The following is a 12,318-nucleotide window of genomic DNA, read 5'->3' on the forward strand; positions in this document are numbered from 1 at the left end:
AAAAAGGCCGCGATAGCGGCCTTTGTTGTATCTGTAATTAACCAATCATTACTGGCAGACGATCAGTTCACCCTTGTCATTGTAATTCACGTATTCGGGGCGGTAGCTTGAGTCAACAAACACTGATACAGGTTCGTGTGTTTCTGGATCTAGACCCACTTGCGATTTATACGGTAGGTACTTCATTTGGAAGTCCATCTGCGCAACGGATTTGTATTCTGGCAAATAACCCAGCTCTAGGCCGTTTGCTTGGCAGAACTCGATAGCTTCGCTTGGAGTCAACTGCACATTGACAGTTTCAGTCGAACCGTCTGCAGCCAGTGAAGAAGCCGGTACGACGAATACCGCTTGGCCATCATCGGTCAAATAGCCGTGTTCAAACCCAGTTTGCACTTTCATGTTGATTTGGCGCGACCAAGTATCTTTTGAGCCGGTACCTAGGAACGTGAAGTATTGCGCTGCAGCGGGACGCTGAATACGTAAGGTGATCAGGTTGTCTGTGTTTTCGTTGCCCTGGCTTTCGATGCTTGTCAGTTTCACATCTAGGTCATTTTCAAACACATATGCGCGGCCATCAGCGTACGTTGAATCAGGCTGAACTTCTTTCGTCACGCCATCTTGAGTCACTAAGAACTGTTCGACTTCGACTGACGCCGGCACGACTACCATAAACCGCTTCAGTGAATCCCCAAGTTGATCTGCAGGCGCCATGAATCGCAATTGCAAATCCATGGTATCGGCATCGTGGCCTTTTACATCCATCTTAACCGCGGCGGTTGGAATAGTGGCTGCCAAGCTCTGTGTATTGTAATAGTCGCTCAGGTTGCCAGCTTTAACGTAATTGACGAGCAGTTCTGGAACACCATAGGTCATGCCACCAGCATGGCTAAAACCGTGATTATGCATTTTTTCGTGTAAGTAGGTTGTAGTTGGGTACTGCCATCCTTCATGCCATAAGCGCCCCTCACGCACACTTAGGAAGCCGTTGCCTAATGTCGCAGTTCCATAGTAACCCGCGCTAACAAGCATGCGGTGTTTAGTTTGTGGTTGGTAGTTGAGTAAAGTCAGCAGGCGGGTGTATTTAGGGCTTTCATCGGTACCCCATCGAGCATATGGATTATGCTCTGACTCGCAAGCTTCGCCATCTTCATGGTAGTGCACAGTACTAGCACTTCTCGCCGTACCATAGTCAGTGATATATGAGGCTATCTGGACGTTCAAATCGAAGTCGTTCAAAGCATTCTTTAACGCTCGCATCTCCTGTTCATACTGAGTCGTGTTGAACTCAGTCACTTCTGGGAATTTCTCATTCACGCTCTCATAGTATGGATTGTTGATCTTGAAGAATGGCTGTTCGTCTACAAACTTTAACGAGGAAAAGTCAGCATCAGAAAGGTGGAAAGTTTGTGTTTCGAATGGCCCAATACTAGAAATGACTTTGTGGTATTTCCCATCTATCTCAACGATAGGCTCATGCAGATAACGCGGCGTACCGTTTTCAATAACAAGGCTTTCTGTTTCTTTCACGTAACGGACATCAACATCCTCAAGGGTAAATCCGTCGAGATAGCTACGTTCAATCTGCTCTGTACTGACTAATTGGTCTGCTGCTATTTCATATGCATTCAACGCTGAAGCATTGGCAATATTGGTTGTGGCTAATACCAGCGCAATGGCTGTTAAAGGTGTCGTTATTTTTTTTATTTTAGTGCTCATGTGTGCTTTCCAATTGGAATTAAGAAGAGCGGTATTCTCCAGTATTGGGCATTTTTTAGCACTAAGGTTTAGGGTAGGGGCTTGGTGTAAGTTTTGTAAGAAATATCTGAGGGTTATGTTTTGTGGTAAGCCTATAATTTACGACCGCGGTTGGTACCACCAGCTGACCGCGGCCAATGTACTTTTTACTCAGTAAATCTATTAAGAACTTATCTGTAATTGTCACTTCAGACGGTGCTGATTACGTTCTAAGTAAGGCATGAAACGTTTTTCGAAAACTTCTTCTTTTACATAGTGATAAATAAGTCTTAGTTGACTAACATAGTATTTCGGTGTTGTCTCGAATGCATAATCAAAACAAAACTGTACAGTGTTTAATTTTTTTTCCCAGTTATCAGGGCATTCAAGTCGTGCGAAGATTTGGTTGTTATCGAAAGGCCCTTGCTCGATTATCATTGAATCTTTTATAGCTTTTGCATTCTTTAGTCCTTCAGCGGTTATATTTTGACATGCCATTCCAATAGGGAGTGTGTAAAGTATTAAAGCTGATCGGTGTTTTAAATGATTTGACAGGAACTTTAGAACCTCGAGTGGGTGATCTCTAGGAGAAAGCTTTCCTAGACCATGGAAAGGTTGTAAATCACGTATCATATTAATCACGGCGTTGTCGAAATTTTTTTTGAACGCTTTTACTGTCGATATTTTATTTTCGAAATCACATTCTTCGGTATATATAGGAAGGCAAACGTTGCGCTTGTCTATGGGGTCCGCACCTTTGTTTCCGATAATCGCCATAGAATACACAGCCTGATCTACAGCACAACGCAAATTTAGCAATATAGAACTTAGTTCGACCTCTAACTTTGGTTCTATGTCCGGTACGTTTTTTATAAACCATTGAATTTGTTTGGTTTCTTGATCAAACTTAGACGAAACTTCAGGCTTATATTGTTTCGTGGTTTCGTTAATACTGTCTAAACAACCTCTAAGATCATTCAAGGCGCTATCAAGCCTCGCTGTTATTCCATTAATTGTTTTATTACCCATATCTATTTCGCTCTGTATTGTAATTAAATTGGCACATCACTGAACTAATTTTTTAACACCTAGCATTGAAAATTTGTATAGAGCTAAAGTTGGTTTTATCTGTGTTGGTAAAACAGATAAACGAGAAGTGGTGGTCTAGGGAATGGGTGAGATAACTTGAAAGCCTTGCGCAGCATATAACCAAATATACCTAAAAGAAGGACGCCAAAAACATAGCAACAATGCCTTCGGCGTACTCTGTCAGGTTGCCTTAAGAGGCTTTTGCAAGGCTATCTTCGATAGGGAGAACTTTCGCACCGGTTTTTGAAGTACCAGACTTTGAATGAAACTCTACACCATCAGGCTTTAACACAATGACGGTTGTCTGTTTTTCGTCTTCTTCTCTCAATATGTGCTGCTTAAAACCGCTGGTGGATTCTGTATTACATAAGGCCTTAACAATAGCGTTGGTGAGTGCATTGGAAACATCTGCAGCCTTATCAAGTTCTGGCATAGTGGTATCAACCAGTAGCTTTTTAAGCGCGGCCATCGGTTCTAATAGCGCAAGTCCACCTTTCTCAAGGAAGTCCATTAGCCCACGCATGTTTTTAGGATCGGTGATATGGGTTTTGCCATCTTCAGTCACCCAGTTCACAACCCACCAGTCGCGCCCAGTAGTCATGAATCCAGTGTTGAATTCCACAACCATATCATCTGCAGGTGCTGTTTTAGTATTGGTCTCAATTGGACCCTGCCAGCTATGCTCGGATTTGTAGTCATTGCTATATTTGTGGCCTACCGAAACGCTAAGAACACGCTGGCCCGTTTTATTTTCAATTCTTACTTTTGCCGATCTATGTGTAGTCATGACATTTCCCTATCGGTTTGGTATGTGTACCAATTTATGTTTGTACTCTTGGATCGATACAGCGTCACACATGCGTGTATGAAGGTCAGGACAGCCTACCAGTGACCAACGGCTAACAGTATAGATTATGAATTAGAGTGCATATAATTTGTGTGGATAATATTGATCACTGGCTATAACCATGGAAGGTTTAGGCTCGAATTTCATAGCCCACTAAGTGGGCGTTTATGAGGAAAATGAATAGCTAAGCAAAGAGATGGTTATAATGTCGGGGATATTCTATCCGTTATGCATTTTAATGCGTAATGGCTGTGGGTTTATTGAAATATGCCTTGATTTGTTACGAGTACTGGGTACCCCGGTACCCCGTATTTTTCTTTCACATGATCCGCAGGTTGTACTCTAATTTTTAGAGCAGGGTAAGCAGTTCGGTAATTCTTCAAGTCATCGATGGTTTGTGCTTCCACCAGCAGCACCTCGGCATTCATATTGGCCAAAGTCGTATGGTTCATATTCAGCCATCGGCGCGAAGAGCTATCGGTGCCAATGACCGCCACCGGATTCAACACGGCTTTGTTTGGTTTCTCGAAATCCACTGTTAGGTGCATTGGCTTTAATGCATAGCTAATGACAGGAAAGATATTCTGCAGAGCTTTGTCACGAATCTTTTCCGGAGACAGAGAGGTCATTTCTCTTGCTAGGTCCTGTTTAGCGCTCTCTTGCATATCTGACAGTTTCATTGATGTTGACATACCTTGAAGTAGATCAGCTTCAACATAAGCGCTTAAGGGCTTTCCGCCTGCGTCTGCTACGGTGATTAATGCGCATAGGGCTGGTGGACTAAACATAATAGGGAGTAGTAATGTTGCCAATCTACGCATAGCCAAGCCTCTTATACCAACCAAGAACTTTCTTGCTGTAGTTCCTGGCAGCAATACGATCTGATGGTGAATGATATTTGCCAGCCGCGGTCAGCCAGTCGCCATTGGAGTTCAGTTTCTCTTTCAGGTAGGCAGTGCCAACATCCAAGTTGGTATGTGCGTTAACCGCTGAATCAATAGAGTTGAATTTCTTCTGATGCCAGTACCAATTGACTTGAACTGGCCCGACATCAAAATTCTGGTACCCGTTTTCAAGTAGATACTTTGCGTTTACCAATAGCTCTTCTTCACTATTGAAATAGTAAGGAGTTCTATTGAAATTCATCGCGTAATGACAAATCGACTTTGTCTTAGGGTTATAGCTTTCAACATGAGCGATGGAGTAAAGCAATTCAGCAGGTACCGAGTGTTTATCGGCGTAATAACGATATACTTCGGGAACCCTTACTCGTTTGGCCGCGGTTGCTTCAAAAGGAAGTAGGCTATTAACGCATAGGGCGCCACCAGCTTTAATTACCGATCGTCGAGTTAAAGTATTATGGATTTGATGCACGGACTCCCCCAAATACGTCTTTGGTGATGGATACCGGCGCATGTGAGATCCGTAGTTTCTCGCTTTTTCCGTTGTCAGGGATAATGCCTACTGCACCCGTTTCAACATGCTTGTTCGTTATGCCTGCTTTCTTCGCAAAAGCTAACATCGCTTCTTTGCGCTGTTCACCAATCAATACGATATCAACGCGACCTTTACTCCCGGTGGAGGCGATCACTTCATTGACGAATTTGATGCACTTCGAATCGCACTGACTCCCATCAACGAATAACAAGCTGCGAACCGTAATGTGTTCACCAACACCAGTCAGTTCGATTGGCCCAAAGGAATTTAGAGTTACGTTTTTAGCGGCAGTAGGTTCCGCTGGCATAATCTGATTGCCCACGATGATCATATCAAGCATGTATTGGCGATCTTCTTCCATACGCACTTTCATGTATTTGAGCTCTAACTCGGCATATTTGTATTTCTGTTTTTGGTCTGATTCCGCGGAATACAAAACGCGGTAAGGGCTGGCTGTATCGATACTTAGGTATTGAGAGATGGGATTATTCGTGCCTGTAAGGTGTTTGTAGGTTTCCCACTCTTTCTCGGAAAGACCCCAGCTCTTACGCTCAAACTCACTGTTCGTTGCCTCTTGGCTCATGTTCTTTGAGGCTGTTTGTTCTTGAGTGTGATCCGTAGTGATGCGCGGTAACGCAATGCTGTTTGCAAGTATTGGCATAGAGGCCATTGAGCATAGGGCGGCGACCATGACAGGCTTTAGGTTTACTTTTCGGTTTTTCATTAGCTACTACTCCTAAGAATGAGGGAATCGCCATTAATGTTTTCTAATCTCACAGAGTTAGGGAGTGCACCGTTTTTCGTCTCTTCAATACTTTTGATGTACCAAGAAGAGTCTCTTGTTAATTTGTCACCCACTGTCAGGTAACTCATTGTTCCGTTACCGCTAACATTTGCTATGTAGCTATCGCCAATCTTTACGATCGTATATAGCTGATAGCCATCTACTGAAAAAACTGCTTTTTCAGCTGGTGGATTACTTACTCGAGGCTTTTTTTCAGGGGTATCGACCTTCTCTGTTATACGCAGTGTGGTTTTTGTTTTCGGCTTCTCACTTGGAAGTGTCACGGTAGGTAAGATGGAATTTGATTCAGCGCTAAATGACTTTTTAAAGCGTTCTAAGTCGCTTTCCATCTGAGACACTGCAGCAGCTAATTCACTCGGTTTTACATATACATCATCTAACTGACTTAACTTATTTAGAAACTCACGCCTTGTTTGATGAATTTTCGTATCGATGTTTTGCTCAATCCTTGACTCGACTGAATTGATTTCTTGATCAAGCTTTGTCGTCATGGATGTGCTGTAGGCGCTAAGTGCTGAATTAAGACTATCCACTGTCACATAAGATGAGAGTTTGGCTGATAGTTCGTTGATTTGTTGGCTTTGCTTGGCAGTGATCCCCGAGATCATCTCTTGCAACTGATCGTATTCGACGTAAATCGGTTCAACAGTGTTTTTGCTGCCAGTACTCGAGGCTAAAGAAGTAGCCCAACTGATAATTGACCCACTGAAGTAAATCGCACCTGCACCTAAACCGCAGGTCAGTGTGAGTATGCCAAGTACCTTACCGACTTTTTTAGCTAGTAACGTTTTACGGCTATGCTTAGGTGTTTCGTAACTATCTAGGATGCTTTCGGAATCCTCAGGATGACTGTGATCCATGAGTTCGTCTAAGACAGTTTCGTTTGCTGAAGCTTCTTTGTCATATGGTTCAGTCATGACTACTTGATTCCCGATTCTGTGTGATACGCGGGGTTGATCGAAACCAAACGACGAACATTGTCGAATTTCACGCTAAAACCATCGCCTACGATCGTTTGAATCACATTCTCTACTGACACGTATGAAAACTGTTTATGAATATGAGGGAGCTGTTTTGTCAGTAGTCTTACTGATTCAAGTGCCATTTCGTTAATTGGTTCGAGCTCATACCCGGTATTCAAAAGTACAAAATTTATTGCTTGGCCAATTAGCTCGATATCGGATGGAAGTTTGTAGCTACCCACTACCGAGTTCAGGTTCTTTTGTTGGTACCCGGAATCGATGTTGATAGAAACGAACTCAGATATAGAGTAACGCTTATCTAACTCGTTGGCGGTCGCTTGAGAGCCCACAGCTAAGCCCACTAAAGCGACTATGGTCTTTATGCTAGTCATAATCGGTCCTACATTTAACGATGTTGGACGATGCTACGCAGGCGGGAAGGGCGAAACCATATCGACAGGGAAATTTGAGGCGGCAAATGAAAAAGGGCTCAACTTCCGTCGAGCCCTATTAAGGTTTTGAATAGTTTTATTCAAGTGTTGAGTCTGTAATTTATTGGCCGCTTACTCAACAGGCCACGCAATCAAAGTTACTCAGTGAATGCGACCTTCGCAGGTTAATCAGCTTTAAGCTTTAAGGCGTGAGTCATGCCCCACAACATAGTTTGTCCGAAGACAATTGGATTCTTGATCACGGCAATCGAAAGATCAACCGCAAAATCGATCTCCCCCAGAAATCGAAAATCCGCTGTGGCTGAAAACTGGGCAATTTATTTTCCTAGGTTGAAAGCTGGGACGGACGGGCTGAGCCCTTTTACTTAAAAAGGATAATTAATTATTTAATTATTATTAAGTGAGAGCTGGGAAGCCCTCAGAGATGTACCTTTATTGTACCTACCTTATGTACACACTGTGAACCCATTCGGTGTCACTATTCTGTACACACCGCCGAACACCACTGGTACACAGCGCTGTACCTGCCCAGTTGTTATGTACAGTTCACTTAACATTAAACCAGCAATTGGATATGTTTATAACGAATAGTTCTATGTGAATTTACGTGTTTAGCGGGAAAAAGTTTGGATGTACGGCCAGAACGGGGACGATATTGCATGTGTGAACCTACTTTGTACACTTAGCCTTATATATGTACTACTCCACAACCATTGACGGATTAGGTGATACAAATGAGCGAGCAGGCTAAAAGAAAACACTCATTTAAAATTAATTATGACTCAGTTTGAATTATGTACTTGTCATTCTTTGATTAGGTGATGAATTAACGCCAAATTATTTATTTATGGAGTGTCTTTAGTCCGGTTTGGTCTTAGGTTATTGGTGTTGCCAAATAAAAGTGCACTTTCTCGAAATCGGCGTAAATAAAAAGCCGTGATTTGATAGGTAGGGCAGTTGTACTCGAGAAATTTTTAACGGTAATGTGAGGTCATCTGAGCTAACTGATAACCCATTACTTATCACCTAAGGGAGCATTGCCGATTACCAAACCAAGTAGTCATACTGCGCTTTAGGAAACTATATTGTTTGTTTTAACCCTTATCACAAGCTATCAATCAAAGGCCAATTGTTCCCACAATCACTATAAAGGAATGCTTTCGGGAGTTTTGAGTTGTCATGTGAAAGTTACACGCTAGTAACTCTGCTTGTTTTTTTTAAGTTGGCCGATAAACCATATTTACTTAAACCAAAGCTACACCACTCCCAATACACAGACCACGCTTCTAGCTTTTTATGGCAGTCGTGACTAGCATGTGGCAATTAGAAACCTGTGATACGTTTCCCATTGGCGTGTGGTATTTTGACCATGGTTAAGAAATCCCGCACAGTATTAAAATCATTTTTTGAATCATTTTAACTCAATCACCGTTCGAGTGATTGACAAGTGTGGCTTTGTAGTTTGATATAAGGTGATTTCAAGGCGATGCTCACTTTTTTCGACCAAATTCCCGCTAAATGAAGTGATGTATTTAGATTACTAATACAGAAATACTGCAAAACATAATGTGTGATTGAAGTATATAACGCATAGCTAATTACGGGGAAGATGTTCTTCAGTGCTTTTGTAAACCTCCTCTAAATTATCTGTAGACAGCTTTGTTTGTGATTCATATTCGAGTACAAATTTTCACAACTGATTGAAAACTTAAACTTGGTAACTCCCTTTTAAGCAAGGCTAGTCAGATTACCGAGGGGGGCTACGCGGTCCAACATCGAATTCAGATATTTAAGTGTGATGTGTTGCCAATATGAGCGTGCTACCGCAATATGGTGAAAAAAAAACGGCTTTCCTATGGAAAGCCGTCAGTTTACTTAAATGGAACTATGCAATTAATTCTCCCTTTTCGTAATCACAGTACGGGTCGTCTCAGACGTCCGTACTGTGCTACCGTCATAGCCTGTCGCTTCCATATAAAAAGCCGCGGGCGAAGCCCAATTTTCAGTTGCAGGTCCAGTAGTTGTTAGGTGAATGTGTAAAAGACCATCAATCGTATACTCTTCCACTTTGTAGTTCGGTGTGACGTCTTTCGTGCCTTCTTCGGTGATCTGATATAATTTGACCGTCCCTTGTTGTGTATCAGTAAATGAAGCATTCACATGGTATTTTGATCCAGCATTAACTGTAGACGTTTCCGGTAAATCAGTCACAATTGCTGGGAGCGGAATTTCTGAGACCACTTTACGTACTGTCACATTCGATTCAATTGTTTCACTGGTTGCAGTGTTGGTCGCTAGGATACGAAATGCGCTCGGACTGCCCCATGATGAACTAGCTATCGTGCTGGATTGGAACGTGACGGTCACTGAACCATCGGTATTTTGCTTTTCATCCACCAGATAACTCGTCACATCTTCCCAACTGTCAGTGTCCGCATTATATTGCTGGAGCCTGAAGGCATCGGCATTCTTTGCGGTTAAACTAATGGAAAATTTTGAGTTTAGAATCGCGTAATCCACTGGGTCAATATTCTCAGTGATGGTAGGAACCAGCGGAATATCGTGTGGGTCAAGAATAGCTTGCACTATGTTCTCATCCAGCTCTTTAGTTACTTTATCAAAGAAGCCAAAGCCTTCACAGAATTCCCAACAACAAGAAGAAAATCCTTCATTCTGATAACAATACGTATTGTATTCAATCCAGCGGCGGCGTGAATATTCCGGTGCCGCATTATATTGTTCAAAATTCAGTACTTCATGATTACAGCCATATTCCCCAATATTGACCGGCAGGGCTGTGTTTATTTTGATTGTGTTAATCACAGTGTCAACCGTCAGACGCTGTTCCTCTAAAGCAGACCATCTTCCTCCAATATTGACATCATATTGGCTGTCCTTAGTCCCCTGAAACGTAAATGTCTCAGGTGCATATTGATGCAGTGTCACAATTGTGTATTCATCGTTATTAACGACAGGTGGTAGATTGATCAGATTATCCGCATTATTCCAATTTAGTGTGCCCGCCATAATAATCCGTTCGGGTTCAGTGGCGCGGATCAGTTCATAAAACGCCTCTAAGTATTCATTCCAGCTACCATCATCCGTAAATTCAGAACCCGGTCTAGGCTCATTCAGCGGTTCAAACATGACTTCGGGGTGATCAGCAAAATGGCTTTGAATACGTGCCCAAATGGCTAAAAACAATTCGAGATCGCCTGTAAATTCGTGAAGATCGACAATAACATATAACCCGAGACGCTTAGCCTCAGCTACCATCGCAATAATTTGCTTAGCAAACCCATCAAAGTTTTCATATGGTTTCTCAGCGTCTGGGTCCCAGTGTGTTTGCCAGTTCAAAGCAAGTCGAACATTGGTAAATCCAGCGTCACTGATAATCTGGAAATAGTCTTGTTCAAGGGCATTAGTATTCAGATCACCAATCTCAATAAGAGTTGGATGATCAATATTTACCCCTTTTCCCATAGCAGCATTACGGATCTGAGCAGGAGTCTGCTGGTTATCTCTATGGTTAATTAAATTTGAGGCGGAATTGGTGTAGTTCATATCTATATCCTTACTGATAAATTTATATTTATGTCAATATACAGTACGTAGTATGGTTGTTTTTATCATGAAATTTAGCTCTTAATTTATGATGAAAATAGCCATGACTTTAATCAGTCATTACAAAAGTAGTTGATCCTTTAAAAATAACGCGTCTCATTTTTAATAAATTCGATGTTCAAGTATATAGAACGGATGACGTTAATTTTTTGACCGATTTATTTTGTCTTTTTATTGAGTATCTATAAGGAATGAAATGCTTAAAATATAATGTTTATACCATTTAATAGCATGCTGTGACCTAAATTATACTGCTTGTTAGTGTTGGATAAATAGAAATTTTAAAAATAATACTATGAAATTAATAAATATTTTTAATTGGAATGACAAGTCTGTCAATGTGTTATTCAGCTTTATAGCCTTTATAAGGAATCAAACAATTTTCTGTGTTGGGAAAATCAGGTAGATGAACTAGTGAAGAAAATGAAGAATGAATAGTCACCGAGTCAGTAGACACTAGTCAGTCTTCTTCAAGTTATTTTTGATATAACCCGACTATTAACTTTTATATTCATCAACTTATGTCTAACATGGGCATCAATTTCAATTAGTTGCAATCGACTGAGGAAAAAAGAGTGACGTTGCGAAACATGATTTATTTGGTTCGGTCAGTGATTGGCGACAAAATGCCGATCGTAATCTGCGTAGCGTTATTCGGTTGTTTGTTCATTGGCATAGGGATATTAGCGAGTAGCGATAATGGATATGGAGTTGGGAAAGAAGTCTCGCGACAACCCTATATTGAGTATACCAATTTAAACACTTGCATTTCTGAACAAGGTTCCGATGTATGTCAGGAGAGGTTCGATACTGCGAGTGAATTAAGTAAAAATACCGCAATGAAATACAGAACAAAACAGGATTGCAACGATGACTATGGGGATATATGTTCGCCAAACGGTTCTGTTTGGTCGCCTAGTATTACAGGGATTATTTTGCGTAAAGATACCGATTTTGTATTGCCAATCTATACGTCAATGAACCCTAAATCGAGTCATTACGGTTATATCTTCAATGCAGAAGGCGATATTTTAGGTCGATATAAAAGTGCTGATGGTAGACAAGTCGCATTGAAAGATACTTTTACTCGCCCGTTGACTAATAGCATTCTACCTGCAATACCAATGACGACATCTGATACTAGTTCACCAGCACCCAGTCAAATACGTGTAAACTTCCTAGAAGGAACTGTTGAAAGAGTTTTCAAAACAAAACCGCAATTGTCGGTAAAGCAAGTGAATGAATATGAGTTCGAACAGCGTTTGCCGCCGGTGAAACCTCGTCATAAGTTTCGGAGTAAAGCATGTATAGTAACAGCAAGTAAGTGTCTACTTTAATTTGATTCGCCAACTGATGTTCATGTTTCAT

At 41.5% G+C, this 12,318-nt stretch carries 10 protein-coding genes; 1 reads left to right on the forward strand and 9 read right to left on the reverse strand.

Going from position 1 to position 12,318, the window contains the following annotated elements; all coding sequences use genetic code 11:
* Window positions 1-48 precede the first annotated feature (48 nt).
* The 9 genes from BLS03_RS13855 to BLS03_RS13895 form a co-directional block, all read right to left on the reverse strand.
* A complete protein-coding gene (locus tag BLS03_RS13855; protein ID WP_093275011.1) occupies window positions 49-1,716 on the reverse strand; it encodes a hypothetical protein in 1,668 nt (555 codons plus the stop codon).
* Between the two features lie 222 nt (window positions 1,717-1,938).
* The gene (locus tag BLS03_RS13860) at window positions 1,939-2,763 is read right to left on the reverse strand and encodes a hypothetical protein (RefSeq protein WP_093275014.1); all 825 of its coding nucleotides are present in this window, start codon (window positions 2,761-2,763) and stop codon (window positions 1,939-1,941) included.
* A 250-nt stretch (window positions 2,764-3,013) separates the two neighbouring features.
* On the reverse strand, window positions 3,014-3,610 hold the full coding sequence (locus BLS03_RS13865) for a hypothetical protein (RefSeq protein WP_093275016.1): 597 nt from the start codon (window positions 3,608-3,610) through the stop codon (window positions 3,014-3,016).
* A gap of 317 nt (window positions 3,611-3,927) precedes the next feature.
* Window positions 3,928-4,491, reverse strand: coding sequence for a PFL_4695 family integrating conjugative element protein (locus tag BLS03_RS13870; RefSeq protein ID WP_093275019.1), 564 nt, complete (start codon window positions 4,489-4,491; stop codon window positions 3,928-3,930).
* A complete protein-coding gene (locus tag BLS03_RS13875) occupies window positions 4,484-5,044 on the reverse strand; it encodes a transglycosylase SLT domain-containing protein (protein WP_176765596.1) in 561 nt (186 codons plus the stop codon). The genes BLS03_RS13870 and BLS03_RS13875 overlap by 8 nt, the downstream gene beginning before the upstream one ends.
* Window positions 5,028-5,831 (reverse strand): hypothetical protein, encoded by an 804-nt coding sequence (locus BLS03_RS13880; RefSeq protein WP_093275024.1) that lies wholly within the window; start codon window positions 5,829-5,831, stop codon window positions 5,028-5,030. Before BLS03_RS13880 ends, BLS03_RS13875 begins: the two co-directional genes overlap by 17 nt.
* Window positions 5,831-6,829, reverse strand: coding sequence for a hypothetical protein (locus BLS03_RS13885; RefSeq protein ID WP_093275026.1), 999 nt, complete (start codon window positions 6,827-6,829; stop codon window positions 5,831-5,833). Before BLS03_RS13885 ends, BLS03_RS13880 begins: the two co-directional genes overlap by 1 nt.
* Before the next feature lie 2 nt (window positions 6,830-6,831).
* Complete coding sequence (locus tag BLS03_RS13890) at window positions 6,832-7,266, reverse strand: hypothetical protein (protein WP_093275029.1); 435 nt, start codon at window positions 7,264-7,266, stop codon at window positions 6,832-6,834.
* Between the two features lie 1,953 nt (window positions 7,267-9,219).
* Window positions 9,220-10,890: a glycoside hydrolase family 5 protein gene (locus BLS03_RS13895; protein WP_093275032.1), complete on the reverse strand. Its 1,671-nt coding sequence runs from the start codon at window positions 10,888-10,890 to the stop codon at window positions 9,220-9,222.
* Window positions 10,891-11,525: 635 nt separating this feature from the next.
* Here BLS03_RS13895 and BLS03_RS13900 point away from each other — a divergent pair.
* Complete coding sequence (locus BLS03_RS13900) at window positions 11,526-12,287, forward strand: DUF1190 domain-containing protein (RefSeq protein ID WP_143015631.1); 762 nt, start codon at window positions 11,526-11,528, stop codon at window positions 12,285-12,287.
* Window positions 12,288-12,318: the final 31 nt, after the last annotated feature.

It is taken from the genome of Vibrio xiamenensis (assembly GCF_900100015.1).
Classification (GTDB): Bacteria; Pseudomonadota; Gammaproteobacteria; order Enterobacterales; family Vibrionaceae; genus Vibrio; species Vibrio xiamenensis.

What these genes read in the sequence shown, in the direction of transcription:
- BLS03_RS13860 (WP_093275014.1), bottom strand. Translation starts at nt 2,763, where the DNA reads ATGGGTAATAAAACAATTAATGGAATAACAGCGAGGCTTGATAGCGCC.
- BLS03_RS13870 (WP_093275019.1), bottom strand. Translation starts at nt 4,491, where the DNA reads ATGCGTAGATTGGCAACATTACTACTCCCTATTATGTTTAGTCCACCA.
- BLS03_RS13890 (WP_093275029.1), bottom strand. Translation starts at nt 7,266, where the DNA reads ATGACTAGCATAAAGACCATAGTCGCTTTAGTGGGCTTAGCTGTGGGC.
- BLS03_RS13865 (WP_093275016.1), bottom strand. Translation starts at nt 3,610, where the DNA reads ATGACTACACATAGATCGGCAAAAGTAAGAATTGAAAATAAAACGGGC.
- BLS03_RS13885 (WP_093275026.1), bottom strand. Translation starts at nt 6,829, where the DNA reads ATGACTGAACCATATGACAAAGAAGCTTCAGCAAACGAAACTGTCTTA.
- BLS03_RS13880 (WP_093275024.1), bottom strand. Translation starts at nt 5,831, where the DNA reads ATGAAAAACCGAAAAGTAAACCTAAAGCCTGTCATGGTCGCCGCCCTA.
- BLS03_RS13855 (WP_093275011.1), bottom strand. Translation starts at nt 1,716, where the DNA reads ATGAGCACTAAAATAAAAAAAATAACGACACCTTTAACAGCCATTGCG.
- BLS03_RS13895 (WP_093275032.1), bottom strand. Translation starts at nt 10,890, where the DNA reads ATGAACTACACCAATTCCGCCTCAAATTTAATTAACCATAGAGATAAC.